A 25,798-nucleotide genomic window follows, 5' to 3' on the forward strand; every position below is an offset into this window, starting at 1 on the left:
TTTGGCATTGGGCCCTCGGCGCTGACGGAGGCCATGGGCATGCTCAACCACCATTTCGCAGCAGCCGCCTGATCGGCGCAGAGCGACAGCCTACCTCTGACTGCCGCCAATCTTTGCAACAGAGCCCGGTGCATCACCTCCAGCACGTCGAGCAGGGTGTCCTCGCTCATGCGGTCTCCTTCCGGTCTGCGGCCGCTCGGGCGGCCTCCTGGACTGCGGCGGGCGCGCGCAGGCGCCCGGAGGCGAGCAGCGAGCTCGCCAGGGTGGCGGCCTCCCCGACCGCGGCGACGAGCTGCGGCCGCGTGCGGGTGAATCGTTCCGCGGGGGCGGAGACCGTGAACGAGCCCGCGGGGGTGCCGTCGGGCGCGAAGTACGGGGCCGAGACGCAGCGCATGCCCTCGGCGAACTCCTCCTCGTCGACGGCGTAGCCCTGGCTGCGCACACGCGCCAGCTCCATGAGGAGGCCGTCGAGGTCGGTGACGGTGCGCGGCGTGAGCCGGGTCAGCGTCACCCCGGCGAACAGCGTCTCCACCTGTTCGACGGGGAGGTGGGCGAGGATCGATTTGCAGGATGCCCTGGCGTGCATGTCTCCCGTGTAGCCGACCTCGAGCCCGCCCACGCTCAGGGTGTGGGTGCTCGTGAGGAAGTGGCGCAGCAGCACCGCGCCGCCGGTCCACTCCGCGATGAACGCCGTCTCGCCCGTCGCGTTGAACAGCCTGGTCAGGATGACCGCGAGCTCGGGGGCGATCTCAGAGTGGCGTTGCAGGCCGCGGCCCAGCGCGAAGCCGTGCGGGCCGAGCTCGTAGCGGCCGCCCTCGCCGCGGACGACGTAGCCGTCGGCCTCGAGGGTGCGCAGCACGTGATAGCAGACGCCGAGCGAGAGCCCGCGTTCCGCCGCGAGTTGCTTCGCGGTGGCGGGACCGGCGTTCACGAGGTGCTCGAAGACCGCCATGCCCCGGCTGAGCGTGGTCAGGATCTCCGACTTCGCGGCGGTCACGGCAGCACCCGCAGGGCGTGGGCGATGGTGCGTGCGGCCCGCAGCAGCTCGGCCTCCGCGACGGACTCGTTCGCGGTGTGCGCGAGCGAGGTGTCCCCCGGGCCGAACACGAGCGTCGGCACACCGAGCGCCGCGTACTGCCCGGCGTCGTTCCCGGCGGTGAAGCCGCGGAGCTCGGCGGCGCCGTCGACGAACTCCAGCCCGCGGACGAAGGCGGTGGCGAGCTCGCCCGACTCCGACGTCTCCCACCCCGGGTACGGTGCCCCGAGCCACTCGAGGCGGTGCGGGTGCTCGCGCTCGTGCGGGTCGTCTCGGACGACCGCGGCGAGCGCGTCCGCGAACACCGCTCGGGCGTGCTCGGGGTCCTCGCCGGGCTTCAGCCCGATCCGTCCGGTCATCCGGGCGCGCGCCGGCACGGATGCCTGGTACTCGCCGGCGTCGAGGAGGCCGATGTTGAACGGGATGCCGGTGGGCACCTCCGCGAAGCGGGGGTGGGCGAAGCCGGCGGAGCGGGCGGCCGCGGTGGCGAGCATCGTCTCCCGGAGCACGAGCAGTCGCGCGAGCGCGTCGACCCCGAGCCACGGGGCCGAGGAGTGCGCGGCGACGCCGGACGCCTCCACGCGGAAGAACTGGAGCCCCGTGCAGGCGGTGACGAGGGCGTTGCCCGTCGGCTCGAGCACGACGGCCGCCGCGGGCGGATCGGCGAGGGAGAGCGCGAGCCGGGTGCCGACCCCGGTGCGCTCCTCCCCAATCACGAGGTGGACGACGGGGAGATGACTCAGCGGCTCGGCGTGTTCGCGGAGCACGTCGAGGGCGATGAGCGCAGCCGCGATGCCGCCCTTCATGTCGACCGTTCCGCGTCCGTGCACGCGGCCGCCCTCGCGGACGCCGTCGAAGGGCGGATGCGTCCAGGCGGCGTGGTCCCCCTCGGGGACGACGTCGAGGTGGCCGTTGAAGACGATCGTGCGGTCGCCCGGCCGCGGGCGGCCGAACGGGTAGCCGATCACGTTCGCCCGGTCGCCGACGTGCTCCTCGCTCGCGGCGAGGTCGGTGCCGGCGAGGGGCTGGAGCTCGACGTCCCAGCCGTGCGCGCGCATCCAGTCGGCGAAGAAGTCCGCGACGGCGCGCTCGGCGCCGGTCACGCTCGGCCGCCGGACGGCGTCGGCGAGGAGCCCGGCGATGGCCTCGCCGCGCGCCGCGATCTCGTCGTCGAGACCGTGGGTTTCCTCTGCAGTCATGCTGGCTTCCCTCTCTGGTCTGGATCATCATCGGGGCGGGGCCCGAGCTCATCGATATTCCGAACAAGCTTTTCGATTATGCGAAATATCGCCGCTGCGACCCCGTCGTCCGCCGGCCCCGGCCCTACCGTGGGCGCATGACGAACGCGTACCCCACGCCCGACGCCGACGGGCGCACGCTCCTCGAACGCCACCGCGCCGTGATGCCCGACTGGATGTCGCTGTACTACGAGGAGCCGCTGGAGCTCGTCTCGGGCCGCGGCCGCACCGTGCTCGGCAGCGACGGCCGGGAGTACCTGGACTGCTTCGGCGGCCTGCTCGCGACCATGGTCGGGCACGACATCCCCGAGATCACCGAGGCGATCCGCCGTCAGTCGGAGCGCATCCTGCACTCCTCGACGCTGTACCTGCTGAGCGGCCAGGTGCGGCTCGCCGAGCGGCTGGCCGCCGCGAGCCGGATGGCCGACCCGCGGGTGTTCTTCGTGAACTCCGGGACGGAGGCGGTCGAGGCCGCCCTGCTGGTCGCGACGGCGCACGCGTCGAGCAACCAGGTGCTCGCGCTGCGCGGCAGCTACCACGGCCGCAGCTTCGGCACGGTCGCGACGACCGGCATCCGCGCCTGGTCCGCGACCGGCTTCAGCCCGCTGCAGGTGAGCTACCTGCACAGCGGCTACCGCTACCGCAGCCCCTTCCGCGACCTCGACGACGCCCGCTTCGTCGACGCGTGCATCGAGGAGATGCGCACCATCATCGAGACGAGCACGAGCGGCCGGATCGCGGCCATGCTCGCCGAGCCGGTGCAGGGCGCCGGGGGCTTCGCCGAGCCGCCGCCCGGCTTCTTCCAGCGCACGAAGGCGGTGCTCGACGAGTACGGCATCCCGCTCCTCTCCGACGAGGTGCAGACCGCCTGGGGCCGCGCGGGCCGCGGGCCGTACGGCATGCACGCGCACGGCGTCGTGCCGCAGCTGCTCACGCTCGCGAAGGGCATCGCGAACGGGCTGCCGATCGGCGCCGTCGTCGCCGAGGCGGAGATCATGAACAGCCTCCCGGCCAACAGCATCTCCACCGCGGGCGGCAACCCCGTGGTCATGGCCGCGGCCAACGCGACGCTCGACTACATCGAGGAGCGCGGGCTGATCGAGCAGGCGGACCGCATGGGCGAGCTCCTGCAGCGCGGGCTCCGCACGATCGCGGCCGACTCGCAGGGGATCGTCGGCGAGGTGCGCGGGGCCGGGCTGATGATCGGCGTCGAGCTCGTCGAGCCGGGCACGAGCGATCCCGCGCCGGCGCTCGCCGTCGCGGCGGTACAGCGGGCCCGGGAACTCGGCCTGCTGATCGGTCGCGGCGGCCTGTACGGCAACGTGCTGCGGGTCACCCCGCCGATGACGGTCACGGCCGAGGAGGCGGCGCGGGCCCTCGAACTGCTCGGCGAGACGATCCGCTCGCTCGCGGCGGAGCGCCTCGGCGCGGCCGTCCCGATCGCATGAGCCCGAGCGAGCGGCGCCGGGTGCTCGTCACGGGCGGCGCCCGGGGGCTCGGCCGCGCCTTCGCCGAGCACCTCGCCGGCGCCGGCTGGGACGTCGCGGTGCTGGACCTCGACCTCGACGGCTACCGCGAGTTCCCCGAGGAGCCGTTCACGGCCCCCGTGGTGGACGTCCTCCGCGAGCTCGGGGCCGACGCGGTCGGCTTCGAGGCGAGCGCGACCGACGGGGCCGCGCTCGACGCGGTGGCCGCCGAGCTCCGGGCGCGGTGGGGCTCGCTCGACGGCCTCGTCTGCAACGCCGGCGGCGGCTCCGGCGAACTCGACGGCAACCGGGCGTCGGAGGTCTCGCTCACCGACCTCGCCGAGATGCTGGAGCGCAACCTCCTGGGCACGGTGCGCACCGTGCAGGCGCACCTCGGGCTGCTCCGTGCGACGCCCGGCGGCGCGATCGTGACCATGTCCTCGCTCAACGGGATCGAGCCGACCGAGCACGGCGGCTACGCCCACTACGGGGTCGCGAAGGCCGCCGTGGCGCACTACTCGCGCTACCTCGCGAAGGACCTCGGGCCCGAGGGCATCCGGGTCAACTGCATCGCGCCCGGCCCGATCGCGACAGGCCGCCTGCTCCGCCGCATGGCGGAGCGCCCCGAGGCCAACGCGAACGTGCGGAACGCCCTCGGCCGGCTGGGCACCCCGGCCGACGTGGCCCCGCTCGTGCGCTTCCTGCTCGAACCCGGGTCCGAGTACCTCACCGGCCAGGTGCTCCGCATCGACGGCGGGCTGTGACGACGACGGGCTGCGACTCCGGGCGCGCTCGCTAGCCCTCCGCCATCCAGCGCTCCAGCCGCCGCGCGAACCAGTCGGGCCGTTGGAGCGGGATGCCGTGGCCGCATCCGTCCACGATCTCCAGCTCGCTGCCCGGCAGGGCTTCGGCCAGGCGACGGGCGGAGCGGCGCATGACCGCGCGCTCCTTCCCGCCGGCGAGGACGACGGCGCGACCGGGGAAGCCCGCCCAGCCGGCCGGGACGGTGAAGCGGAGGTTCTCGCCGACGGCCGCGAGGAGCGTCGCGCGCGAGACGCTCGCCGAGGTGCGGAGGTAGTCGTCGAGCAGGGATGCCGGGACGAAGAGCTCCCGCGCCTGCAGCGTCGCGAACCAGCGTCGCCGCGCGAGCGGCGCGGTCAGGCCCAGCAGGCCGAGGATGAGGCCAGGCGCCGGGGTCGGCTCGGCCTGCGCGCTCACCACCGCGACGCGGTCGACGAGCTCGGGCCGCTCGGCGGCGAGGAGCACTGCGAGCTGCGCGCCCAGCGAGAAGCCCACCACCGCGACCGCCCCCTCGGCGCGCCGCTCGATCAGCTCCGCGAGCTCGTGCGCGGTCTGCGCGTGCGAGACGTAGGGCGTCGCCGAGCTGCGGTCGTGGCCGGGCAGGTCGGGGACGATCAGGGTGGGCTCGGAGCGGAGTTCGGCGATCGCGGGCCGCCACATCCACCCGCCCACGCCGCCGCCGTGCAGCAGGAGCACCGTTTGATCGGCCCGCCCGCTCGTCACACTCGCGTACATGCCCGCCCCTTCGTCACGCGCCGGCCGCGGGCGCATCCGCCTGCTCGAATCCGGCCACCATCGTCGCGAGCACGGAGATCGCCCCGCCGAGCTGCGCAGGGCTCAGCGGCCCGAGCCGTTTCGCCGCCGAGAGCAGGCCGATCGTCGCGCACGACAGGGCGAGCGCGAGCTGCTCGGCGTCGACCGCCGAGCTGAACGCGCCGCGCTCCTGGAGCTGGCGGATCCACTCGGCGGTGCCCTCGAAGTGCACCCGGAAGCGCTCGTCGCTCACGGCGTCGGCATGGGTGCCGAGCACCCCCTCGTCGTCGAGGTACGCGGCGGTCATGAGCGGGTCGCCGAGGAGCGCGCGGATCGTCGCACGGTAGCCCTCGCTGAGCAGGGGCTGCTCGCCGAGCTCCTGTTCGACCCGGGCGCGCATGCGCTCGGCGCTCCGGCGGAGCAGCGCCTCGCGGAGCTCGTGCTTGCTCGCGAACTCGCGATACACGGCGCCCTTGGCGATGCCGGCGCGCTCGGCGACCGAGGCGACGCTCATCGCATCGAATCCGCGGTCGAGCACGAGCTGCTCCGCGGCGTCGAGGATGCGCGCTCTGCGGTGCGGGACGAGTGGTCGTGGCATGGGCTGCGGCTCCGTTCCGACGTTGTGACCAAATTAGCAGTTCTAGTCACAACGTCGCCCGGCAGCCCGAGGTCATCCCGCCGAGGCGACCGGCTGCGCCACCGAGCGCGCCGCGGCGCGCATCCTCCGCAGCATCCGCGCGTCCTCGAAGCCGACCTGCCGCGCGGCCGCCTCGGCGGTGTAGCCCTGCGCCATCAGGTGCTCGGCCCGTTCCCGTCGCAGCAGCTGCTGGTAGCGCAGCGGCGTCAGGCCGGTGGCGGCGGTGAACGCCCGCGTCACGGTGCGCGGGCTCGCGTGCACGCCCTCCGCGAGTTCAGCGAGCGGCAGCGGCTGGTCGAAGGACCGGTCGATGAGGTCCTGCACGCGGTGCACGAGCTCGTCGACGTGCGAGCGGTGCCGCAGCAGCGCGCTGAGCTGCGTCGCGTCGCCGTTGCGGCGCGCGTAGACGACCATCTCGCGCGCGACCCGCGCGGCGAGGGCCGGCCCGTGACGCTGCGCCAGCAGGAAGAGGGCGAGGTCGATCCCACTCGCGATCCCGGCTGAGCTGAGCACGCGGTCGTCGTCGACGTAGAGGACGTCGTGGATGACCCGGGCGCCCGGGTTCCGGCGCTGCAGCTCGTGCTGGATGTCGTGGTGCGTCGTGCAGCGCCGCCCTTCGAGCAGCCCGGCGCGGCCGAGCGCGAACGCTCCGGAGCACACACTCACGACGGTGCCGCCGCGCTCGTGGTGCTCGCGGATCCAGCGCAGGGTCGCCTCGGCGAACGCGCCGCTGCCGGACTCGAGCGGGGCGCGCCAGCCGGGGACGACGAGGAGGTCCGCCGGGGCGAGCTCGGGCCGTTCGACGGCGGCTTCGAGCATCAGCCCGTGCCCGGAGGGAATCCTCGCGGTCTCGGCCACGTAGTCGAGACGGTAGTCCGCGCCGGCCGAAGCCGCCGTCGCGAACACCTGCGCCGGCCCGGCGAGATCCAGCAGGATCACGCCGGGCGCGAGCAGGAAGACGACGCGGGTCATGCCGGGACCGCCACCCCCGCGAGCTGCTCGGTCGTCACGATCTCCGCGAAGCCGCGGCCGCCGAGGATCGACGCCGTGCGCGCCATCAGCTGCTCGCCGGAGATCTCGGCGTATCCCTCGCCGGCGAGAATCGGGGAGGTCGTCGTGGCGTCGATGACGAACTGCACCTCGTAGCCGAGGTCGCTCGCGACGCGGGCGGTGGTCTCGCAGCACTGCTCGGTGCGGATGCCGCAGACGACGAGTCGGCGGATGCCGGCGACCGTCAGCTGCTGCTGCAGATTCGTCGTCGTGAACGCGTTGATGGAGGTCTTCGTCAGCTGCGGCTCGTCGGCGGCGGGCTGCAGCTCGTCCATCACCCGAACGAAGCCCAGCGCCGGATCGAACACGTGGCCGGTGCCGGGCTCCGCGTGGGTGACCCACACGATCAGGTCACCGGCCTCGCGGGCCCGCTCGACGAGCCGGGCGACGTTCGGCACGGCCCGGGGGTTGGCCGTCGCCGCCCAGTCGTCGGCGCGCTGGCGGAACGATTCCTGCACATCGATGACGAGCAGGGCGGTGTCGGAACGAGCGGTCATGCAATCATCCTGCGCCCCATGGGCGCCTCCGACGAGGGCCGAACCGGCCACGACTCGGTACGATCCGGTCACCGGCGAGCCAGGCGCTTCGGGCGCTTCGACGAGCTCAGCGAACCAGCTGGTGGTTCCCCGAGCTGGTCGAGGGGCGCTCATTCGGCCGCCGCGCCGCGAGCGACGCCCCGCCCGGCGCCGCGGGCCGGGAGCAGGCCGAGCACGCTGAGCCCCGCGAAGACGAGCATGAGCAGCTGGGCCGCGCGCACGAGATCGGGCGCGGCCAGATTCACGAGCACCCCGGCGAGCGCGGCGGCGAACGCGCTCGCGATGAGGAGCACGGTGTTCACGGCCGCGGCGGCCTTCGCGCCCTCCTCCTCGCCGCTCGTGCTGCCGAGCGCCGCCACGGTGAGATGCGGGAAGCCGAGCCCGATGCCCGCACCCGCGACGAACAGGGTGACGAACCACAGCACGACCACGGCGAGCGAGGGGTCCTCGTACTGCAGCAGCCCGTACGCCGCGAGACCCGCGGCGAGCACGAGCGGGCCGACGAGGATGAGCGCCCGGCGCGCGGTCGCGGTGGAGGCGTTCGCGGTGAACACCTGGGTCAGCGACCAGCCGAGCGAGAGCGCCGCACCGAGCAGGCCCGCGGTGAAGGGGGCCATTCCGCCGATCTCCTGGCCGAACAGAGGGATGAAGGCCTCCGTCCCGATGCCGAAGGCGAGCACCGCGACGGTGAGGTAGACCCAGCGCAGCGAGGAGTTCCGCGCGAAGGTCGCGCGGGGCAGGATGCCGTTGCCGGTGCGCCGCTCGTGCGCGACGAAGCCGGCGGCGAGCGCTACACCGGCGACGAGGACGACCGCGGTCCAGACGCCGGCGGGCAGGATGCTGGCGACGCCGACCGCGCCGACGGCGCCCGCGAGGAGCAGCAGCGAGGCCCACGGCAGGGCGTCGCTCGACGGCGAGGTCGCGGTGCGGGGCATCCGGCGGAGCACGAGGAGGGCGATCAGGGCCGAGACGATGGCGAGCAGGGCGAAGGCCCAGCGCCACGCGTCGAGCTGGGCGAAGCCCCCGCCGACGACGGGGCCGACGATGTTGCCGACGCCCCACATGGCCGAGACGAGTGCGGCGGCCCGGGCCCAGAGCCGTTCGGGCAGGGCGCGCTGGATGAGGGCGTAGCCGAGTCCGGCGAGCAGGCCGCCGCCGAGGCCCTGCACCGCGCGGCCCAACAGCAGCACGAGCATCGACGGGCTCGCGGCGCAGAGGATCGAGCCGGCGGCGAAGAGGCCGAGGGCGAGCAGATAGGCCTGCACCGCTCCGCGCCGGGTGAGCACGCGGCTGACGAGCATGGAGCTGACGACCGAGGCGAGCAGGAACACCGTCATCGTCCACGCGTAGAACTCGGCTCCGCCGATCTCGGCGACGATCGTCGGCAGCAGGCTGGTGGTGAGGTAGACGTTGCTCGCCTCGAGCAGCACGCCGCCGGCGAGGACGGCGGCGATCGGCGCGTACCGGCTGCCGAGGAGTTCGCGCCACGTCCCCGTGGCGGTCGAGTCCTGGTCGATCTCGGTCATGGTCCGTCCTTCGTGTCGAGGGGCGGATGCCGCGGCATCCGGGCGCCGATGCGACGCCGCGGGCAACGGTAATACCTCGAGTAAACTTGAGGTCAAGGAGGTGCCATGTCCCTGGAACCCGAGGACCTGCTCGCGATCGGCGAGGTGTCCCGCCGCACCGGCGTGCCCGCCTCCGCGCTGCACTTCTACGAGCAGCTCGGGCTCATCGCGTCGACTCGCACGGCCGGCAACCAGCGCCGCTACCCGCGGCACATGCTCCGGCGCATCTCGCTGATCGTGGTCGCGAAGCGGCTCGGCATCCCGCTCAGCGATGTGCAGGAGCTGTTCGCCGGCCTCCCGCTCGACCACGCGCCCTCGCAGCAGGACTGGCGCCGGCTCGCCAAGATCTGGCGCGCGGAGCTCGACGCCCGCCGCACCCAGCTCGAGCACCTCCAGCGCGAGCTCACCGGCTGCATCGGCTGCGGCTGTCTGTCGCTGAAGGCGTGCCGGCTGCTGAACCCCGACGACGCCCTGAGCGCCGACGGCCCCGGCCCGCGACGCATCTGAGCCGCTTCGCAGCCGAGCGGACGGAATCGGTCAGCCGGCGTCCGGCGGCGCCGCTGTGTCCGGTCGGATCGCGACGCCCGCCGCCCGCACGATCCGGTCGGATCCGGCCCCCGGCGCCGCCGGGACGGGCCCCACGCCCCGTCCGATTTCCGCCGGAGCGGCGCCGCCCGCGGTGGTGGGGTGGGGGCATGCAGCTCTCCCGCGAACGCGTCCCGCTCCCCTCCGGCTTCACCCGACTGTCCTGGGCGAGCGTCCTCACCCAGCTCGCCGAGCAACTCGTGCTCGTGGCCGCACCGCTGCTCGCGGTGCTCGCGCTCGGCGTCGGCGCAGCGGAGACCGCGCTGCTGCAGGTGGCCCAGACCCTGCCGTTCCTCCTGCTCGCCGTGCCGTTCGGGCTGCTCGTGGACCGGACCGCCCCGCGCCGCGTGCTGCTCGGCTCCGAGGGCCTGCGGACGGCGACCCTCGCGGCGGTCGTCGTCCTGCTCCTCCTCGAGTCCCTGACCTTCCCGGCCCTGCTCGCGCTCGGTTTCATCGGTGCCATCGGCACGATGGGTCTGAGCGTCGCCGTCCCCGCCTCCGTGCCGCGGCTCGTGGGGCGCGAAGAGCTCGTCCCGGCGAACCGCTGGCTCGAACTCGGCCGGAGCGCGGCGTTCATCTCGGGGCCCGTGCTCGGCGGGGCGGCCGTGGCCGCCGGAGGTGCCACGACGGCGTTCGTCGCCGCGACGATCGCCTGCGGGGCGGCGCTCGCCCTGCTCGCGACGACGCGGGTGCCGCGCGGTGACGTCGCGCCGCGCAGCCGCCCGTGGCGGGAGGTCGGCGACGGCCTGCGCTTCGTCTTCACGCACGCGCTGCTGCGAGCGATGATCGTCACCTCGCTCCTCTTCAACGTCGGCTGGTTCCTGCTGCAGTCCGTCTTCGTCGTGTACGCGCTCGAGCGGCTCGGCATGACCCCGGAGCTCATCGGCGTGGCGCTCGGCGCGTTCGGTGTCGGCATGGTGCTCGGCGCACTGGGCGCGGGCTGGCTGTCGCGACGCGTCCCATTGGGCCGGATGGCGCTGTTCGGGCCGATCGGCGGCTTCGCCGCCGCACTGCTCATCGCGACGACGCTCTGGTTCCCGCTCCCCGCGCTGGCTGTGCTCTCCTACTTCCTGTTCGGGCTCGGCCCGGTGCTCTGGACGATCGGCACCACCTCGCTGCGTCAGGCGGTCACCCCGACCCGGATGATCGGCCGGGTCTCCGCCGTGCTCGTCGTCGCCACCTACGGCGCCCGCCCGATCGGCGCCGGCCTCGGCGCCGCGCTGGCCGCCACGGCCGGCATCGAGTGGTGCATCGCGATGTGCGCGGCGCTGTTCGCCGCGCAACTGCTCTACGTGCTCCGCTCGCGACTTCCCCGGGTGCGCGAGCTCCCCGGGCCGGACACGGACGCCGCGGGTGCCGATCCTGGGGCCCGGGTGGCGGCCGAGTGACCGCGGGGGTGGCATGCTGGAGCGGTGGGCATCCTGACCTATCGCTTCATCCGGACCGTCGAGATCGAGGACCGGTCGCTCGCCCATCTCCGCAGCGTCATCCTGGCCAAGCTGCGACGCGGCGAGTCCTTCGCGTTCTCCTGGGAGGTGCCCGCCGAGCAGGGCAGCGGCCGCAACTCGATCTGGCTCGGCCCGGACATCCCGGTCGTCTTCGAGTTCTTCGACGCTCGGGAGCCGCGGCTGAACCCGCTCTGGTTGCGCGAGCTGACGCGAGCGGCGAATTCACCCGCCGGCCTCAGCCTCGTTCCCGAGCCGTCCGGTCAGGGCTCGACGGAGCCCTGAGCGGGGCGCGCCGCAGCGAGCGCGACCGCGCGGATGCCTCGGCGCTCAGCCCGTGGGCTCGCGCCCGGCCTCGAGCGGCTCCGGCACGATCGTGAGGCCGCCGGCGGAGTTCGCGGAGCGGTTCATCGCCTGCACCCAGGCGGGGTTGAGGCGCGGGGCGCGGCCGCCGAAGTACTCGAACGCGACGGGGATCGCCGGCGACAGCCAGACGGAGGTGCGACCGAAGCCGCTGGCCGAGGCGGACTCGGTCCAGGTGAAGGCGAACGGTTCGCCGCGTCGCAGCTTCGCCCAGATCGCCGCCTGCAGGTGCGCGAGCACCCGATCGTCAAACGAGACGACCAGCTTGGAGTCGTAGGTGAGCGTGCCCATCAGAGGAAGGATACCCGGCGGACGAGCGCTCGCCGGCATCGGCCCCCTGGGGGCGCGCCCGGCGGGTGCGGAAGCCGCGAGGCGGTACGGTACACCCCCAAGCTGTGAACGAGCGATCCTTGCGCAAGGGGGTTGACAGGACGAGTCTTGTGGGATGGAGCGCCGCGCATCGCATCCCATCGCCGACCGGTCGGCCGAAGAACTCCGTCGCGCCGTCGGACGGGGCGAGCTCGTCGCCTACTTCCAACCCGAGTACGAACTCGCGACCGGGCAGCCGGTGGTGGTCGAGGCGTTGTGCCGCTGGCTGCACCCCGCTCGCGGCCTGGTGATGCCCGACCTGTTCATCCCGGTCGCCGAGCGCACCGGCCTCATCGGCGAGCTCAGCCGCGCCATGTTCGAGCAGGCCGGGCGGCGCGTCGCCGAGTGGCACCGCCACGGCCGCCACGTCGGGCTCGCGGTCAACGTCTCCCCGACGCAACTCCGCCCGGACTTCGCGGCGGCCGTGCTTGAGCTGGTCGGCGAGCTCGGGCTCCCGGCGGGCACCGTGACCGCGGAGATCACCGAGACCCCCGCCCTCACCGAGAGCTGCGAGGAGGTCGAGGCTCTGCAGATGCTCATCGACGGCGGGATCGGCGTCTCCGTCGACGACTTCGGCGCCGGCTTCACCTCGATCGAGGCGCTCCGGCGCATGCCGCTCACCGAGGTCAAGATCGACCGCTCGCTCATGCGCGATCACGACGCCGAGGCGGACGCGCTCGCGCGGGCCGCGGTCGAGGTCGCGCACGCGCGCGGCGCCGTGGTGGTCGCGGAGGGCATCGAGACGGCGGACGACCTCGACCGCGCCCGGCGGTGGGGCTGCGATCGCGGGCAGGGCTTCTACTTCTCCCCCGCGCTGCCCGCGGCTGAGGCGGAACGGCTGCTCAGCGTCGCCTAGCCGTACGCCATGCGCGAGGCCGCCGAGCCCCGGGGCATCCCGCCGTTAGAGGACGATCTCGTCGCCGGATGCGCCGGCGGGCTTCTCGTCGTCGCGTTCGCTCAGGTCGCCGCCCACGTCGATCTGCGACCAGGTCACGGGCATGCCCGGCGAGAAGAGGATGTCGATGCCGGGGCCGCCGCGCAGCGGCGGGATGTTGACGTACCCGCCGCCCGCCTTGATCGCCTCGAGGACCTGCTGCTTCAGCTCGGTCACGGGGTCGGGAAGGAAGTAGTCTCGGCCGTCTACGGTCAGTCGGTGCACAAGGGTCACCGATTCAGGCTACCTCGGCTCGCTTCCGCATAGGATCGGAACAATGGGACATCTGCACTACGGCTCGCCGCCGGCCTCGTTCGCGATCCCCGATCGCACCCTCGCGCACATCGAGTTCGTCGTGCTCGCCAAGCTCCGCCGCAAGGAGGCGTTCGCGCTCTCCATCGACGGCGACGCGGGCGCGCGCCAGCAGGTGTGGATCAATCCGTCGTCGACGCTGCGCTTCGAGTTCGACGGCGCCCCCGGCGAGATCAACCGGGTCTGGCTGGAGGAGCTCATCGACTCCGCCAACGGCGCCGCCGGCATGCGCGTCACGCCGGAGCCGAAGGCCTGACGCACGCCGCCGGAGGGGGCACCCCGACGCACGCCGCCTGACGGCGCGCGCCGTCAGAGCGAGATCCGGTTCCGTCCCGCGTGCTTCGCCCGGTACATCGCCGCGTCCGCCGCCTCGAGGAGCCCGACCCGGGGCGAGCCCGGCTCGGCCACGACGACGCCGCATGACGCCGTCACTGAGAGCACCGCACGACTCGTCACGATGGGCACGGCGATCGACTGCACGAGCCGATCGGCGATCGCCTCGACATCCTCGCCGATGACGCCGTCGAGGAGCACCACGAACTCGTCGCCGCCGAGCCGCACCACGACGTCCTGCTCCCGCGAGGACTCGGTGAGGCGGTTCGCGACCTCGAGGATCACCGCGTCGCCGGCGTCGTGCCCGTGCGCGTCGTTCACACTCTTGAAGTCGTCGAGGTCGACGAAGAGCATCGCCTTGCCGGCCTCGCCCACCGGGCCCCTGGTGGCCAGGCGCTCCACCAGGTAGCGCCGGTTGTACAGCCCGGTGAGCGCGTCGCGCATCGCGAGCTCCGCCAGCTGGGCCTCCGCCCGCCGTTGCAGGGCGACCTCCAGTTCGTGGCCGAGCTCCGCCGCCTCCTCGACAACCGTGCCCCAGGGCGCGCTGCGATCCCGCACCGTGCGCCGCCAGGTGGCGAACGAGGTGCGCGGCGACAGCTCGTCGGGCCGATTCGTGCCGCCGGGATCGCCGAGCCAGGAGATCTCGCGTGCGAGCTCGCCTCGGAAGAACACGAGCACATCGCCCGACTCCGCGAGCGGCACGATGAGGAGTCCCGCGACGCCCGGGATGAGCTCGGCGAGATCGGGCCGCTCGGTCAGGAGGCACTCGGATACGAAGGGCGTGCTGCCGACGCGTTCGAGCACCTGCAGGATCGGCCCCAGCGCGGGCGTCTCGCCAGCCATCCGCGAGGTGCCCGCGATCCGCACCAGCACGCCGTCGGCCGGGACGAGGTCGAGCACCGTCGCGGTGCCGCCGAGCAGCGCGGCGTGGATGTCGTCCGACGCGTAGAGCGGGGCGAGGAGCTCCGCCCGCCTGGCCCGCACGTCGACCATGTGCTGGAGGCGGCTGATCTGCCGCATCGAGGCGAGCTGCAGCGCGATCTGCCCGGCCAGCACCTCGAGCGCCCGGCGGAGCAGCACGGGCAGACGTCGCTCGCCCCGGTCGGCGCAGGTGATCATGCCGACGAGCCGGCCGCTCTCGACGATCGAGAGGGAGAAGCTCGAGGCCTGCCCCATGTTCCGCATGAACTGCAGGTGGTAGGGCGAGACCGTGCGCAGCTCGGCATCCGACAGATCGATCGTGCGCGGGTCGTCGGCGAGCGCGACGAGCGGGATGCCGGGCGCCTCCGTGCTCGCGATCGTGCGCCCGATCTTCGAGATGTAGAGGGCGCGCGCCTGCGGCGGGATGTCCGAGGAGGGGAAGTGCAGGCCGAGGTACGGCGGCAGCTCCTCCGCGCGGGCCTCCGCGACCACCTCGCCGTGTCCGTCGTCGTGGAAGTGGTACATCATGACGCGGTCGAAGCCGGTGATCTCGCGGATCTCGGTGACGACCGCCGCGCGCAGCTCCTCCTCGGAGCTCGCCTGCGAGGTGCGCATGATCGCCCCGACCACCGCAGTGCGGGCGTACTCGCCGCTCTCCGGCAGGGGCTCGATCTCGACGATCGTGATGGCGTCGCGGTGGTGCACGATCGCGTCGCACGCCTCGCCCTGCCAGGTGATCCGCACCGGATCGATCGCGTGCCCGCTGCGCACCGCGTACTCGAGCTCGGCGTTGCCGAGCTCGGCCACCAGATGCCCCAACCAGTCGCTCGCGTTCTCGCTCGCCACCGCGATGAGCCCCGTCCGGTCGATGCCGAGGAGGGTGCCGTGCGCCTGGATCGAGCCGGGCGTCCGAATCGGCTCCTTCGCGCACTCGTCGAGCCTGCGGAGCTCGTCGGGGTCGAGGGCGAGTTGGGCCGGGTCCACGGTCACTCCGTCTGCCGGAAGGGGTAGGACGACCGGTGTGGCCAGCGTAGCCGATTGAGCTGAAATGCCGCCCGTGTCAAGGGCCCCGTGCGTGGGCCGTTCCGACGGGATGATGCCTTCGGGAGGTCGATCGAAATGGAGCAGACACTGATCTGGGAGCCGCTCGCGCCGGGCGGATGGCGGCTCTGCGACTCGCGGTACCCGGCGGGGCAGGTGCAGCGACTCGTCGCCTACGTCGAGCGCGGAGAGCGCGGCGGCTACGAGGCCGTCTGGATCGCGCGGCGTTCGGCGCCGACGTGGCACACCTCGCGTGCCGATGTGCTCCGCGAGGCCCGGCGCAATGCCGGGTCGGTGGTGCCGACGGCCGCCGACGCGGAGCTGCACGAGGCCGTCGCCTTCACGGCATCCAGCACGTCCGACCGGCACCGCGTGCTCGCGGCCTGAACGAGGCGGCGCACACCGCCGCCGACGAGCGGCTGCGGGTAGGGTCCTCCAGACGCGCGCTGCGAAGGGGTCCGATGCCGGTGTTCACTCCGCCCACCGCACCGACGCTCGACCATGTCGACGTCACCGCACTCGAGCAAACCATCCTGCCCGACGGCGGGCCGTTCCCACCCTCCTATGTCGAGTTCGTGCGGGCGGCGGGGTGGGGGCGGCTCTTCGGGCTGTGGCTCGTGTACCCACCCGTCCTGGCCGGCTACGCGGACGGCTGGCCCGGTCGCACGACTCGACTCACCGAGCGGTTCCACGAGTCCTACGCTGCCGGGCGCATCGAGGGGTACGACTGGATGGAGGCCCGAGCTCGAACCGCTGCCGGGAGCGCGCATCGCCGGGTAGTCGGCACCGGTGAGCGCTCCGCGGGAGGCCGACACGCTCACCCCCAGGGCGGCTCGGAGGGGGTCGTCACTTCCAGGCCGGCGCGCTGCCAGGCACGGCGGGCGCCGCGTTTCAAGCGCTCATTGCAGTGAACCCCGCAGACGTGACGGTCCCGATGCACCCAATGAGCGTGCTTGGGGACTTCCGCACCGCACCAGATGCATGGTTCGCCGCCGCCCGCCCGCCCCTCCGGGTGCCGGAGCGAAGCGCTGTACCACTCCCAGAAGCCGTCCCCGACAGGCCCACGTCCCGCCTGCGCGACGACCCAATCGGGTACCTTGGTCCGGGCACCGCGGACCGCAAGCCTCGCTCTGAGCTCCTCCAGACCGATATCCATCCGGGCGACGAATGCCTCTTCAGTGATGATTTCGAGTGGTTGACCTCGCTCGACCTGCGCAAATGCTTTCGCGAGTTTGGTGCTGAAGGATGCCCCCGGCCGGAAGGTCCTCTCGTCGAAGTCTCCGGTCACGAGGATGCTGGTGGTGCGTGTGACCGAGTCCTGCCAGGTCCCGCCCTGCTCAACTACGAGCTCCCGCGCTCGTGTGCGGATCATCATCTTCAACGCGCCTGTGAAGCACACCACCTCGCCCTCGAAACCGGTGCCGACAAGGTCGTCGGCGTCTCCGTCGAGTGCAGCGATGAGCTCGTCGTCGTCTTCGGTCCAGGTCGCCGTGGTGCTGAGCGAGGTCTTCTTCAGGAGCTGATCGAGGCTTTCCGCTCCCGTCCGGGATGCAATCGCGGTCAACACCTGCGCCGATGCCCGCGCATCGGCCAACGGATCGTGGTGGTCGAACTCCGCGATGCCCAAATGCGCGGCGACCCAGGGCAGCGAATACGACGGCAGCGTGAGCGTCGCTCGCGAAAGCCGCAGCGTGCAAAGGACGTCCAACTGGGGCCAGTCGATGTCATGCGCTCCGCAGGCATTTAGGAGTACGGCGGTGTCGAACGGCGCGTTATGCCCCACCATCACGTCATCGCGCATGAACCGACGAAGATCCCGGTACACCGCGTCCCACGTAGGAGCATCGGCCACGTCGGCCGCGGTGATCCCGTGGACTCGGACGTTGCCTTCCTCGAACGCACCGAACCCGTCTGGCGGCCGGACAAGCGACTGGAACTCGTCCACCACGCTTCCGTCACGGACACGGACTGCGCCGACGGCGCACACAGACGCGTGCGCACGATTCGCTGTCTCGAAATCCACGGCGACAAAATCTAGCGCCACACGCACCCCCGCACTCGGTGGAGCCCCATCGCCTCCACAATTCCGGCCACGCTACTTGCCGGCACACGTCAGTGAGCAGGCCCAATGCTGGGGGTATCTCGCAGGTAGCTCGGATCGAGCAGTCTTCGGTCGCGCGCATTGCCATACTGTGCGGCACTATGTAGTGTGTGGCGCATGGTAGATGACGCCGAGCAGCTCCCGAAGCTCGAGCAGGACCTGCGCAAAGGCGTGCTGGTGCTTTCCGCGCTCTCGCGGCTGCGCACCCCGCAGTACGGGTACTCGCTGCGGCAGGAGCTCGCCCGGCACGGCATGCCCATCGAGGAGGGCACCCTGTACCCGCTGCTGCGTCGACTCGAGGGCCAGGGCCTGCTCGAGTCGCACTGGCAGGCGGACGACGGACCACCACGCCGTTACTACCGACTCAGCCCGCAGGGCGCCGAGGCCTACCGCGAGCTCACCTCCGCCTGGGGGTCACTCGTGTCGGTGATGGACGTGCTGTTGAACGAGAACGACCACGAGGAGGAGTGACATGGACCCCAACGCCATCATCGACAGCTACGTCGGCGACGTCGTGCGGCATCTGCCGCGACGACAGCGCACCGATGTGGCGCGCGAGCTCCGCTCGCTCCTCCGCGAGGAGGTCGCGGGCCGCGCCGCAGACGGCGGCCGCCCCGTCGACGCCGACGTGACGATGGAGCTGCTCGCCGCGTTCGGTCGCCCGGCCGACGTGGCCGACCGCTACCGGCCCGCAGGCTTCACCGTGATCCGACCGTCGGATGCCCCGCGCTTCACGTGGCTCGCACTCGGCGGCATTGCCGTGATCTGGCTGATCACGCTTCCCGCCGCGCTACTCGGCGTGCCGCCGGTCGTCGGCTGGGAGTACGGCGCCGACACCTGGTGGGGGCGACTCACGGTCTGGTGGTTCGGCCCCGGCCTCGGCGCGTTCTGGTGGCCGGGCGTACTGATCACGTTCACGCTCCTCTCGGCCCTCGCCACCCGTCGCCGCGAGTCCGCCGCGACGGCATGGGCACCGGCTCCCGCCTCGGTGCCGAAGAACGCGATCGACCGTGACCGCGTGAACCGCCCTCTGGGCGTGCTCTCCCTCGCACTCGCCCTGCTGGGCGCCAGCGCGCTGCTCGCCCTGCCCTCGCTGGGCTCGTGGGCACCCGGCCTGCCCGAGCCCGTGCTCGCCGCACTCGCCCTCGACCGCGGGTTCCTGCAGTGGCGGGCGCCGTGGCTGCTGCTTCTGTGGGCCGCAGAACTCGCCCTCTTCGTCGCCGTCCTCCTCGCGGGCCGCTGGGGTCCGGTCACCCAGGCCGTCAGGGGCGCGCTCGACCTGGTGTTCATCGCACTCCTGCTCTGGTGGGTGCTCGGGGGCCCGATCTTCGCGACGGCAGCCGCTGACGAGACCACCAAGTTCATCCTCGTCGCGTTCGTGATCGCCATCGCGGTCGACGCGGTCGTAGCACTGCGCCGGGCGGCGGCCGGGCGGCGGCTCGCCCGAACCGCAGCAGCCCCGCTCTGAGGCCGGTGCACCTGGCCGCAGGCCCCGTGTGACGCCGGGGGTCACCGTGCCGGCGGCGTGGTACCGTGACCGCGCACGTGGAAACGTTTCCGAGCGGGGACCTGGATGAGCACGATTCATGATGTCGCGCGGCTCGCGGGCGTCTCGATCGGCACGGTGTCGCGGGTGCTGAGCGGGAACCCCGCCACCTCGCCGGAGTCGCGCGAACGCGTGCGCGAGGCCGCCCTGCAACTCGGCTACACCCCGAACGCGCGGGCGCAGTCCCTCCGGCTGGCGCGCACGGGGGTGATCGGCCTGTCGATCTCCGACGTGCGGAACCCCTTCTTCGCCGACGCCGCACACGGGGCGGAGCAGGAGGCGCTCGCGGCGGGACGGGTGACGATGCTCGCCAACGCGGACGAGGACTCCGCGATCGAGGCCCGGTACCTCCGGGCGTTCCGCGCGCAGCGCGTGGACGGCGTGCTGATGTCGCCGCAGGGCGGGAGCGCCGAGGGCGCGCGGTCGCTCGTCGAGGCCGGGATCCCGGTCGTACTGCTGAACCGCACGCTCGACGGCGTCGACGCCCCGGTCGTGACGTTCGACGTGCGGCAGGGGATCGAGCAGGCGATCACGCAGCTGCGGGATCGCGGGCACCGGCGCATCGGCCTGATCGCCGGCCCCGTGTCCGTCTCGACGGGGCGGGCGCGGGTCTCGGCGTTCGAGGCGATCCGCGACGGGCTCGGGCTGGATCCCGCGCCGGAGCTCGTGCAGCTCGCCGACGGCCGGCGCGGCGGCGGCGCGGACGCCGCCGTGCGGCTCCTCGACCTGAGCCCGGCGCCGACGGCGGTGCTGTCCTCGAACGCGCTGATGAGCTCCGGGGCGTTCGAGGCGATCCGGGACCGTGGCGCGGCGGTCGAACTCGTCTCCTTCGACGACCAGGACTGGATGCGCCTGGTGGAGCCGCCGCTCTCGGTGATCGAGCAGGACGCCGCGCACATGGGCGCGGTCGCGATGCGCCTGCTGCTCGAGCTGATCGACGGCGGTCACCCCCGATCGGTGACCCTGCCCACGCGGCTCATCGCTCGCGGCTGATCCCGCGCGACTTGACAGCGGGAGGCCGCGGAGGTTAACTCTCTGCAGTCGTGTAAACGTTTCCATGTAAACGTTCACATCCCTGGATAAAGGAGTTGCCGGATGAGAGTCGCCCTGGGCGCCGACCACGCGGGGTTCCCGCTGACCGGGTTCGTGAAGGAGCAGCTGACGGCCCTCGGCCACGAGGTCGTCGATGTCGGCACCTTCGACGAGACCCCCGTCGACTTCCCCGACATCACGGCCCGCACCGCGCACGCCGTGCTGTCGGGCGCGGCCGAGCGCGGGGTGCTCGTCTGCGGCAGCGGCGCCGGCGCGATCATGGCCGCGAACAAGATCGACGGCATCCGCTGCGCGCTGACGCACGAGCCGTACTCCGCCCACCAGGCCGTGGAGCACGACGACGCGAACCTGATCGCGATGGGCGCGTGGCTCGCGCCGCGCGCGCTCATCCGCGACATCCTCGACGCCTTCCTCACGGCGACGTTCGACGACGACGAGGACACCCGGCGGCGGGTGCGGAAACTCCAGCTGCTCGAGCAGCGCACGCTCGCCGACTACCTGAACGACACCACCCCCTGACCCCACCACCGCGCAATCGAAGGAGATTGGGTATGACCAGCACGACCAGCACCGCCCCGAGCCCCCTGGGCTCGCCCGACCGGGTGAAGACCGCGATCGCCGCCGCCGTCGGCACGAGCGTCGAGAACTACGACTTCATCGCATACGGCACCGCCGCCGCCCTGTACTTCGGCCCGGTGTTCTTCCCGAACGAGGATCCGGTCGTCGGCACGCTCCTCGCGTTCGCGACCCTCGCCGTCGGCTTCCTGATGCGCCCCATCGGCGGGGCGATCGGCGGATACCTCGGCGACCGCTTCGGCCGCAAGCCCGTGCTCGTCGGGGCCATGCTCGTCATGGGCGGCGCGACCTTCGTGATCGGCGTGCTGCCGACCTACGCGACCGTCGGCATCCTCGCCCCGATCCTCCTCGTCGTCATCCGCATGATCCAGGGGCTCGCCTTCGGCGCGGAGTGGGGCGGCGCCGTCACGATGGCGTACGAGCACGCGCCGTGGAACCGGCGAGGGATGTTCGCCGCGATCCCCCAGTCCGGCAACCCGCTCGGCATCGCGCTCGCCAGCCTGATGTTCCTCGTCTGCGCGAACCTGCCCGGCGACTGGGCCTGGCGGGTGCCGTTCCTACTGAGCCTCATTCTCGTCGTCGCAGGCCTGATCGTGCGCGCGCGACTGTCGGAGTCGCCGGAGTTCGAGGAGGCGAAGGAGACCGGGAAGATCGAGAAGAACCCGTTCCTCGCGACGCTCCGCAAGGACTGGCGGGGCATCCTGCGGGTCATCGCGCTGCGCATCGTGGAGTCGTTCGCGTACTACCTGACGGCGACGTTCCTGCTCAACTACCTCACCACGAACCATCCCGACACCCGCTCGATCGCGCTCGCCGCGATCACCGTCGCGAGCGTCGTCGCCATCGGCACCACCTTCCTCGCCGGCTCGCTCAGCGACCGCTTCGGCCGCCGCCCGCTGTACATCGCCGCGTGCGTCACCGCGATCCTGTTCGCGTTCCCGATGTACTGGCTCACGAACGACGGGGTGCCGGCGCTCATCTTCGCCGTCTTCGTGTTCGGCATCGCGTTCATCCACGCCACGCTCACCGGGGTCCAGGGCTCGCTGCTGTCCGAGCAGTTCGGCACGACCAGGCGCACCTCGGGCGCATCCATCGGCTACCAGGTCGCGGCCTCGCTCGGCGGCTTCGCCCCGCTGCTCGCGACCCTGCTGACCGGCGTGTTCGGATGGCCCGGAGCGGCGATGCTCTACATCCTCGCCGCCGTGATCGGCCTCGCCGGCATCCTGACCGCGCGCGAGACCTGGGGCCGGGCGCAGCGCACGAAGGTCGCGGCGCAGATCGAGGAGGCGCGGCGCGAGACCGTGACCGCCTGACCGGGCGCGGCGTTCCGCGCGGTCAGGGCACGATGTGCCCGGCCGCGCGGAACAGCTCGTACCACTCGCTGCGGCTGAGCCGGAGATCGGAGCCCTGCGCGGCGGCGGCCAGGCGGGCCGGCTTCGTCGTGCCGAGGACCACCTGGATGCCGGCGGGATGCCGGGTCAGCCACGCAGTCGCGACCGCGATCGGCTCGACGCCGTAGCGGCCCGCGATCCGATCGATGACGGCGTTCAGCTCGGCGTGCTGATCGGAGCCGAGGAACACGCCCGCCGGTCCTTGGAAGGGCGCCCAGGCCTGCAGGGTGATGCCGTGCAGGCGCGCGTAGTCGACGATGCCCCCGCCGTCGCGCACGACGGACTGCTCGTCGGACATGTTCGCGGCGATGCCCTGGGCGATCGCGGAGGCGTGGGCGAGCGAGAGCTGGATCTGGTTCACGACGATGGGCTGGTCGAGCGAACGCTGGAGCAGCTCGATCTGGCCGGGCGTGTGGTTCGACACCCCGAAGGCGCGCACCTTCCCCGCCGCGTGCAGCTCGTCGAAGGCGCGGGCGACCTCGTCGGGCTCGACCAGGGCATCGGGCCGGTGCAGCAGGAGCACGTCGATGCGGTCGGTGTCGAGCGCATCGAGCGAGCCCTCGACCGAGGCGACGATGTGCTCGTAGGAGAAGTCGAAGGCCGCCTCGCCCTTCACGATGCCGCACTTCGTCTGCAGCGTGAGCTCGTCGCGCTCGGCGGGGCTGAGCCGGAGCGCCTCGGCGAAGCGGCGCTCGCAGCCGTGCAGCTCCCGGCCGTAGATGTCCGCATGGTCGATGTAGCTGATGCCCGCGGCGCGCGCGGTGTCGACGAGCTCGCGGATCGCGGCGTCGTCGAGGTCCTCGATGCGCATGGCGCCGAGCAGGAGGTTCGGGACCTCGAGGCCCGTGCCGCCGAGGGGGACGCGCTTCACGGACGGCTCGGGGACGGCGGTGGCGGTCATCCGGGATCCTTCGTTCGACGGGAGAGCGGGGGCCGCGGTCGGCCTCACCCGACGTTACCCCTCGACGGGCGCCGCGCTCCTGCCGCGGATGAGACGCTCGACTTAATAGAGATTAATCTCTAATATTGAGACGGATGCAAGGAGCCCCCATGATCTCGTCGACTCGTCCCCTGCCGGGACGCCCGTGGAGCTGGGGGCCGCCGATTCCCGGCGGGCCGAGCCACGCCGCTGCCCTCCCCGACCCCCGCACGATCGCGACCCGGGCGGTGCGCACGAGCGCGACGCCGGAAGCGCTGTTCCTCTGGCTGTGCCAACTGCGCCGCGCTCCGTACAGCTACGACTGGATCGACAACTTCGCCCGCCGCAGCCCGCAGCGCGCCGACCCGGCGATGACCCGGCTCGCCCTGGGTCAACGGTTCATGACCATCTTCACCCTCCTCGCCTTCGAGCACGGACGCTCGATCACCCTGGGCATGCGACCCGGCGCGCCGTCCCGACTCTTCGGCGCGCTCGTCGTGGAGTACCGCATCGACCAGCTCCCCGACGACGAGCGTCAGCTCGGCGCCATCCTCCGCATGCCGAGCGCCGGCCGCGGGGCCGCGGCGCGCAACACCGCCCTGGCCTGGGGCGACCTCGTCATGATGCGCAAGCAGTTGCGCGAGCTGAGCCGGCTCGCCGAGCAGGTCACACCGACCGGGAAGGAGGTCCGCTGAGATGGGCCGGACCGCGAAGTACTCGGAGCAGGACATCCTGGATGCCGCGCTCGAGCTGATCGCCGAGGACGGCGCCCACGCGGCCACCGCCGTCGCGGTCGCCAAGCGACTCGGGGCGCCGTCGGGCTCGATCTACCACCGCTTCCCCTCGCGGGACCTGCTCGTCGCCACGCTCTGGGTGCGCACCGTGCAGCGGTTCCAACGCGGCTTCCTCGACGCGCTCGCCTCGCCCGACCCGCGGATCGCCGCCGAACGCGCCGTCCGCCACACGCTCGACTGGAGCACGGCGCATCCGACCGAGGCGAAGCTCCTCACCCGGCACCGCCGGGAGGACCTCATCGCGCTCTGGCCGGACGAGCTCGGCGAGGAGCTCCGCACCCTGAACGACGACGTCGCCCGCGCGATCCGCCGCTTCGCGGCAGCGCAGTTCGAGCGCGTCGACTCGGCCGCGCTCGGCCGCACCCGACTCGCCCTGATCGACCTCCCGTACTCGGCCGCGCGCCTCGTCATCCGGGAGTCCGCGCAACCGCCCTGGCTCATGCCGTCGGTGCTCGCCGCCTCGGCCGCCGTGCTCGATGCGGATGCCGAGGCGCCCGCAGGCGGCGGGGCCGCGACATGATCGGCGACCGGCTCGGTTCGCTGCTCGGCCGCCGCCTCGCGGCGCGGCTCTTCCGCCCGCCGAGGAGACCCCACCACCGTGATCCCGCCGACTTCGGCCTCGAGGCGAGCGAGGGCACCGTCCGCACCGCTGACGGCATCGACCTCCATGTCTGGCTCGTGCCCGGCCGGGGAAGCGGCACCGCGATCGTCGGCCACGGCATCGGGCTGACCAAGTCGGCGAGCCTGCGCCACGCCGAGCTGCTGCACGGGCTCGGCTATCACGTGCTGCTGTTCGACCACCGCAACCACGGTCGCTCCGGCTCCGATCGGAGCCGGAGCGGGCTCGCCGATCGGTTCAGCCGGGACATCGCGGCCTGCATCGAAACGGCGACCGAGCGATGGCCGGACGCCGGCCCCGTCGTCGTGTGGGGCTTCTCCTTCTCGACGTTCCCGACGCTCTACTCCCTGCGCACCCGCGCGACGCCGATCCACGCGATCCTCTGCGACAGCGGCCCCGGCCTGGAGCTCGAGCCGATGCTGCGGCGCTTCGTCGTCGACGGCGGCGCGCAGCTGCCCGCCGCCGCCCGCTCGGCGCTGCGCCATCCGGCCGCGGTCGCCGCGTTCGCCTCGACCGCCGTCTCGATGCTCGGCGCCGCATGGCCGCCGGACCCCGCGAGCTCGGCGTCGGGCAGCACCCCGATGCTCTTCCTCATCGGCACCGAGGACGAGGTGCTCGACCCCGCCCAGGTGCGGGCCCTCGGCGCGCGCTACCCGCACGCACGGGTGGCCGAGCTGCCGACCGGTCACCTGCTCGGCATCAAGGAGACGGAGCCCGAGTACCGCGCCGCCGTCGCCGCGTTCCTGGCCGCCCTGAGCAGCCCACGCCCTGCGGAGGAGCGCCCAGTCAGCCGAGCGCCCCGAGCGGACGCGAGTACTCTGGCGCGCAGCGGAGGTTCGGCCGCCGATGCAGATCGAACCGGCCGCACGAACCCCTCGGCCACGACCACGGAGGCACGATGAACGACGTACCCGAGATCGCACCCGCCACCGATCCGACGGACCTCGCGTTGCTGCGGCGCTGCGTCGAACTCGCCCGGGAGGCGCTGGACGCGGGCGACGAACCCTTCGGCTCACTGCTCGTCGATTCCACCGGAGCCGTGCGCTTCGAGGACCGCAACCGCGTCGCCGACGGCGACGAGACCCGGCATCCCGAGTTCGAGATCGCGCGGTGGGCGGCCGCGCACCTGACCCCGGCCGAGCGTCGGCAGGCGGTCGTGTACACCTCCGGCGAGCACTGCCCGATGTGCTCGGCCGCGCACGCCTGGGTCGGCCTCGGCCGGATCGTCTACGCCACCGCCTCGGCGCAGCTCGCGCAGTGGCGTGCCGAGTGGGGCCTCGCGCCGGGGCCGGTCGCCGCGCTGCCGATCAACGCCGTCGCCCCGGGGCTCCCGGTCACCGGGCCCGCACCCGAGCTCGTCGACGAGGTCAAGGAGCTGCAGCGCCGGCTCGTCGAGCGCGGGGCCTGACGGCGG

29 protein-coding genes are annotated in these 25,798 nt (G+C 72.6%); 17 read left to right on the forward strand and 12 right to left on the reverse strand.

Annotation, left to right across the window (positions count from 1 at the left end):
* Positions 1-166 precede the first annotated feature (166 nt).
* A complete protein-coding gene (locus tag QSJ60_RS00005; protein ID WP_285462055.1) occupies positions 167-997 on the reverse strand; it encodes an IclR family transcriptional regulator in 831 nt (276 codons plus the stop codon).
* Positions 994-2,235 (reverse strand): M20 family metallopeptidase, encoded by a 1,242-nt coding sequence (locus QSJ60_RS00010; protein WP_285462056.1) that lies wholly within the window; start codon positions 2,233-2,235, stop codon positions 994-996. The genes QSJ60_RS00005 and QSJ60_RS00010 overlap by 4 nt, the downstream gene beginning before the upstream one ends.
* 137 nt (positions 2,236-2,372) lie before the next feature.
* Between QSJ60_RS00010 and QSJ60_RS00015 the strand changes: the two genes are divergently transcribed.
* On the forward strand, positions 2,373-3,722 hold the full coding sequence (locus QSJ60_RS00015) for an aspartate aminotransferase family protein (protein WP_285462057.1): 1,350 nt from the start codon (positions 2,373-2,375) through the stop codon (positions 3,720-3,722).
* Positions 3,719-4,504, forward strand: a complete 786-nt coding sequence (locus QSJ60_RS00020; RefSeq protein ID WP_285462058.1) for an SDR family NAD(P)-dependent oxidoreductase — start codon at positions 3,719-3,721, stop codon at positions 4,502-4,504. Before QSJ60_RS00015 ends, QSJ60_RS00020 begins: the two co-directional genes overlap by 4 nt.
* Positions 4,505-4,535: 31 nt before the next feature.
* Here the strand turns inward: QSJ60_RS00020 and QSJ60_RS00025 are convergent, their stop codons facing one another.
* From QSJ60_RS00025 to QSJ60_RS00045, 5 genes are all read right to left on the reverse strand, one after another.
* Positions 4,536-5,276, reverse strand: a complete 741-nt coding sequence (locus tag QSJ60_RS00025; RefSeq protein ID WP_285462059.1) for an alpha/beta fold hydrolase — start codon at positions 5,274-5,276, stop codon at positions 4,536-4,538.
* A 13-nt stretch (positions 5,277-5,289) separates the two neighbouring features.
* The gene (locus QSJ60_RS00030) at positions 5,290-5,892 is read right to left on the reverse strand and encodes a TetR/AcrR family transcriptional regulator (RefSeq protein ID WP_285462060.1); all 603 of its coding nucleotides are present in this window, start codon (positions 5,890-5,892) and stop codon (positions 5,290-5,292) included.
* 72 nt (positions 5,893-5,964) lie between these two features.
* Complete coding sequence (locus QSJ60_RS00035) at positions 5,965-6,903, reverse strand: GlxA family transcriptional regulator (protein WP_285462061.1); 939 nt, start codon at positions 6,901-6,903, stop codon at positions 5,965-5,967.
* Positions 6,900-7,478, reverse strand: a complete 579-nt coding sequence (locus tag QSJ60_RS00040) for a cysteine hydrolase family protein (RefSeq protein WP_285462062.1) — start codon at positions 7,476-7,478, stop codon at positions 6,900-6,902. Before QSJ60_RS00040 ends, QSJ60_RS00035 begins: the two co-directional genes overlap by 4 nt.
* Positions 7,479-7,627: 149 nt before the next feature.
* Positions 7,628-9,043: an MFS transporter gene (locus QSJ60_RS00045; RefSeq protein WP_285462063.1), complete on the reverse strand. Its 1,416-nt coding sequence runs from the start codon at positions 9,041-9,043 to the stop codon at positions 7,628-7,630.
* 105 nt (positions 9,044-9,148) lie between these two features.
* Here QSJ60_RS00045 and soxR point away from each other — a divergent pair, with 105 nt between their 5' ends.
* The 3 genes from soxR to QSJ60_RS00060 all read left to right on the forward strand — a co-directional run bounded on the left by soxR (position 9,149) and on the right by QSJ60_RS00060 (position 11,397).
* Positions 9,149-9,589 carry a redox-sensitive transcriptional activator SoxR gene (soxR, locus tag QSJ60_RS00050; RefSeq protein WP_230765683.1) on the forward strand — a complete coding sequence of 147 codons (441 nt, stop codon included), beginning with the start codon at positions 9,149-9,151 and terminating at the stop codon, positions 9,587-9,589.
* A gap of 188 nt (positions 9,590-9,777) precedes the next feature.
* Complete coding sequence (locus tag QSJ60_RS00055; protein ID WP_285462064.1) at positions 9,778-11,055, forward strand: MFS transporter; 1,278 nt, start codon at positions 9,778-9,780, stop codon at positions 11,053-11,055.
* Between the two features lie 24 nt (positions 11,056-11,079).
* Positions 11,080-11,397, forward strand: a complete 318-nt coding sequence (locus QSJ60_RS00060; RefSeq protein WP_285462065.1) for a DUF7882 family protein — start codon at positions 11,080-11,082, stop codon at positions 11,395-11,397.
* Between the two features lie 45 nt (positions 11,398-11,442).
* On the opposite strand, the gene QSJ60_RS00065 is transcribed toward QSJ60_RS00060, so the two are convergent.
* Positions 11,443-11,766: a DUF7882 family protein gene (locus QSJ60_RS00065; protein WP_189085372.1), complete on the reverse strand. Its 324-nt coding sequence runs from the start codon at positions 11,764-11,766 to the stop codon at positions 11,443-11,445.
* A gap of 154 nt (positions 11,767-11,920) precedes the next feature.
* Between QSJ60_RS00065 and QSJ60_RS00070 the strand changes: the two genes are divergently transcribed.
* Positions 11,921-12,700 (forward strand): EAL domain-containing protein, encoded by a 780-nt coding sequence (locus tag QSJ60_RS00070; RefSeq protein ID WP_285462066.1) that lies wholly within the window; start codon positions 11,921-11,923, stop codon positions 12,698-12,700.
* Between the two features lie 45 nt (positions 12,701-12,745).
* On the opposite strand, the gene QSJ60_RS00075 is transcribed toward QSJ60_RS00070, so the two are convergent.
* On the reverse strand, positions 12,746-13,012 hold the full coding sequence (locus QSJ60_RS00075; RefSeq protein ID WP_229781688.1) for a hypothetical protein: 267 nt from the start codon (positions 13,010-13,012) through the stop codon (positions 12,746-12,748).
* A 43-nt stretch (positions 13,013-13,055) separates the two neighbouring features.
* Between QSJ60_RS00075 and QSJ60_RS00080 the strand changes: the two genes are divergently transcribed.
* A complete protein-coding gene (locus QSJ60_RS00080) occupies positions 13,056-13,346 on the forward strand; it encodes a DUF7882 family protein (RefSeq protein ID WP_230765673.1) in 291 nt (96 codons plus the stop codon).
* A gap of 53 nt (positions 13,347-13,399) precedes the next feature.
* On the opposite strand, the gene QSJ60_RS00085 is transcribed toward QSJ60_RS00080, so the two are convergent.
* Positions 13,400-15,328, reverse strand: a complete 1,929-nt coding sequence (locus QSJ60_RS00085; RefSeq protein ID WP_285462067.1) for a bifunctional diguanylate cyclase/phosphodiesterase — start codon at positions 15,326-15,328, stop codon at positions 13,400-13,402.
* A gap of 135 nt (positions 15,329-15,463) precedes the next feature.
* On the opposite strand from QSJ60_RS00085, the gene QSJ60_RS00090 reads away from it, so the two are divergent.
* The gene (locus QSJ60_RS00090) at positions 15,464-15,772 is read left to right on the forward strand and encodes a hypothetical protein (RefSeq protein ID WP_285462068.1); all 309 of its coding nucleotides are present in this window, start codon (positions 15,464-15,466) and stop codon (positions 15,770-15,772) included.
* 430 nt (positions 15,773-16,202) lie between these two features.
* Here QSJ60_RS00090 and QSJ60_RS00095 read toward each other — a convergent pair whose 3' ends face one another.
* A complete protein-coding gene (locus QSJ60_RS00095; protein ID WP_352230677.1) occupies positions 16,203-17,435 on the reverse strand; it encodes an exonuclease domain-containing protein in 1,233 nt (410 codons plus the stop codon).
* Positions 17,436-17,603: 168 nt separating this feature from the next.
* Between QSJ60_RS00095 and QSJ60_RS00100 the strand changes: the two genes are divergently transcribed.
* From QSJ60_RS00100 to QSJ60_RS00120, 5 genes are all read left to right on the forward strand, one after another.
* Positions 17,604-17,957: a PadR family transcriptional regulator gene (locus QSJ60_RS00100; protein WP_285462070.1), complete on the forward strand. Its 354-nt coding sequence runs from the start codon at positions 17,604-17,606 to the stop codon at positions 17,955-17,957.
* A 1-nt stretch (position 17,958) separates the two neighbouring features.
* Complete coding sequence (locus tag QSJ60_RS00105; RefSeq protein ID WP_285462071.1) at positions 17,959-18,954, forward strand: hypothetical protein; 996 nt, start codon at positions 17,959-17,961, stop codon at positions 18,952-18,954.
* 105 nt (positions 18,955-19,059) lie between these two features.
* Positions 19,060-20,025, forward strand: coding sequence for a LacI family DNA-binding transcriptional regulator (locus QSJ60_RS00110; protein ID WP_285462072.1), 966 nt, complete (start codon positions 19,060-19,062; stop codon positions 20,023-20,025).
* Between the two features lie 102 nt (positions 20,026-20,127).
* Positions 20,128-20,604: an RpiB/LacA/LacB family sugar-phosphate isomerase gene (locus QSJ60_RS00115; RefSeq protein WP_230765664.1), complete on the forward strand. Its 477-nt coding sequence runs from the start codon at positions 20,128-20,130 to the stop codon at positions 20,602-20,604.
* Positions 20,605-20,636: 32 nt separating this feature from the next.
* A complete protein-coding gene (locus QSJ60_RS00120) occupies positions 20,637-21,974 on the forward strand; it encodes an MFS transporter (RefSeq protein ID WP_285462073.1) in 1,338 nt (445 codons plus the stop codon).
* Between the two features lie 22 nt (positions 21,975-21,996).
* Here the strand turns inward: QSJ60_RS00120 and QSJ60_RS00125 are convergent, their stop codons facing one another.
* Positions 21,997-22,953 carry an aldo/keto reductase gene (locus tag QSJ60_RS00125; protein WP_285462074.1) on the reverse strand — a complete coding sequence of 319 codons (957 nt, stop codon included), beginning with the start codon at positions 22,951-22,953 and terminating at the stop codon, positions 21,997-21,999.
* Between the two features lie 149 nt (positions 22,954-23,102).
* Here QSJ60_RS00125 and QSJ60_RS00130 point away from each other — a divergent pair, with 149 nt between their 5' ends.
* Genes QSJ60_RS00130 through QSJ60_RS00145 form a run of 4 tightly spaced genes read left to right on the forward strand, consistent with a single transcriptional unit; the run spans position 23,103 to position 25,792 of the window.
* Positions 23,103-23,666 carry a hypothetical protein gene (locus QSJ60_RS00130; RefSeq protein WP_285462075.1) on the forward strand — a complete coding sequence of 188 codons (564 nt, stop codon included), beginning with the start codon at positions 23,103-23,105 and terminating at the stop codon, positions 23,664-23,666.
* Position 23,667: 1 nt separating this feature from the next.
* A complete protein-coding gene (locus tag QSJ60_RS00135) occupies positions 23,668-24,285 on the forward strand; it encodes a TetR/AcrR family transcriptional regulator (protein WP_285462076.1) in 618 nt (205 codons plus the stop codon).
* Complete coding sequence (locus QSJ60_RS00140) at positions 24,282-25,286, forward strand: alpha/beta hydrolase (protein WP_285462077.1); 1,005 nt, start codon at positions 24,282-24,284, stop codon at positions 25,284-25,286. Before QSJ60_RS00135 ends, QSJ60_RS00140 begins: the two co-directional genes overlap by 4 nt.
* Positions 25,283-25,792, forward strand: coding sequence for a nucleoside deaminase (locus QSJ60_RS00145; protein ID WP_285462078.1), 510 nt, complete (start codon positions 25,283-25,285; stop codon positions 25,790-25,792). The genes QSJ60_RS00140 and QSJ60_RS00145 overlap by 4 nt, the downstream gene beginning before the upstream one ends.
* Positions 25,793-25,798: the final 6 nt, after the last annotated feature.

This window comes from Agromyces sp. NBRC 114283 (assembly GCF_030268405.1).
Classification (GTDB): Bacteria; Actinomycetota; Actinomycetes; order Actinomycetales; family Microbacteriaceae; genus Agromyces; species Agromyces mediolanus.

Coding starts and splice junctions, on each gene's coding strand:
- QSJ60_RS00010 (WP_285462056.1), bottom strand. CDS start 2,235: ATGACTGCAGAGGAAACCCACGGTCTCGACGACGAGATCGCGGCGCGC.
- QSJ60_RS00015 (WP_285462057.1), top strand. CDS start 2,373: ATGACGAACGCGTACCCCACGCCCGACGCCGACGGGCGCACGCTCCTC.
- QSJ60_RS00020 (WP_285462058.1), top strand. CDS start 3,719: ATGAGCCCGAGCGAGCGGCGCCGGGTGCTCGTCACGGGCGGCGCCCGG.
- QSJ60_RS00025 (WP_285462059.1), bottom strand. CDS start 5,276: ATGTACGCGAGTGTGACGAGCGGGCGGGCCGATCAAACGGTGCTCCTG.
- QSJ60_RS00030 (WP_285462060.1), bottom strand. CDS start 5,892: ATGCCACGACCACTCGTCCCGCACCGCAGAGCGCGCATCCTCGACGCC.
- QSJ60_RS00035 (WP_285462061.1), bottom strand. CDS start 6,903: ATGACCCGCGTCGTCTTCCTGCTCGCGCCCGGCGTGATCCTGCTGGAT.
- QSJ60_RS00040 (WP_285462062.1), bottom strand. CDS start 7,478: ATGACCGCTCGTTCCGACACCGCCCTGCTCGTCATCGATGTGCAGGAA.
- QSJ60_RS00045 (WP_285462063.1), bottom strand. CDS start 9,043: ATGACCGAGATCGACCAGGACTCGACCGCCACGGGGACGTGGCGCGAA.
- soxR (WP_230765683.1), top strand. CDS start 9,149: ATGTCCCTGGAACCCGAGGACCTGCTCGCGATCGGCGAGGTGTCCCGC.
- QSJ60_RS00055 (WP_285462064.1), top strand. CDS start 9,778: ATGCAGCTCTCCCGCGAACGCGTCCCGCTCCCCTCCGGCTTCACCCGA.
- QSJ60_RS00065 (WP_189085372.1), bottom strand. CDS start 11,766: ATGGGCACGCTCACCTACGACTCCAAGCTGGTCGTCTCGTTTGACGAT.
- QSJ60_RS00070 (WP_285462066.1), top strand. CDS start 11,921: ATGGAGCGCCGCGCATCGCATCCCATCGCCGACCGGTCGGCCGAAGAA.
- QSJ60_RS00080 (WP_230765673.1), top strand. CDS start 13,056: ATGGGACATCTGCACTACGGCTCGCCGCCGGCCTCGTTCGCGATCCCC.
- QSJ60_RS00090 (WP_285462068.1), top strand. CDS start 15,464: ATGGAGCAGACACTGATCTGGGAGCCGCTCGCGCCGGGCGGATGGCGG.
- QSJ60_RS00100 (WP_285462070.1), top strand. CDS start 17,604: ATGGTAGATGACGCCGAGCAGCTCCCGAAGCTCGAGCAGGACCTGCGC.
- QSJ60_RS00105 (WP_285462071.1), top strand. CDS start 17,959: ATGGACCCCAACGCCATCATCGACAGCTACGTCGGCGACGTCGTGCGG.
- QSJ60_RS00110 (WP_285462072.1), top strand. CDS start 19,060: ATGAGCACGATTCATGATGTCGCGCGGCTCGCGGGCGTCTCGATCGGC.
- QSJ60_RS00115 (WP_230765664.1), top strand. CDS start 20,128: ATGAGAGTCGCCCTGGGCGCCGACCACGCGGGGTTCCCGCTGACCGGG.
- QSJ60_RS00120 (WP_285462073.1), top strand. CDS start 20,637: ATGACCAGCACGACCAGCACCGCCCCGAGCCCCCTGGGCTCGCCCGAC.
- QSJ60_RS00125 (WP_285462074.1), bottom strand. CDS start 22,953: ATGACCGCCACCGCCGTCCCCGAGCCGTCCGTGAAGCGCGTCCCCCTC.
- QSJ60_RS00130 (WP_285462075.1), top strand. CDS start 23,103: ATGATCTCGTCGACTCGTCCCCTGCCGGGACGCCCGTGGAGCTGGGGG.
- QSJ60_RS00135 (WP_285462076.1), top strand. CDS start 23,668: ATGGGCCGGACCGCGAAGTACTCGGAGCAGGACATCCTGGATGCCGCG.
- QSJ60_RS00140 (WP_285462077.1), top strand. CDS start 24,282: ATGATCGGCGACCGGCTCGGTTCGCTGCTCGGCCGCCGCCTCGCGGCG.
- QSJ60_RS00145 (WP_285462078.1), top strand. CDS start 25,283: ATGAACGACGTACCCGAGATCGCACCCGCCACCGATCCGACGGACCTC.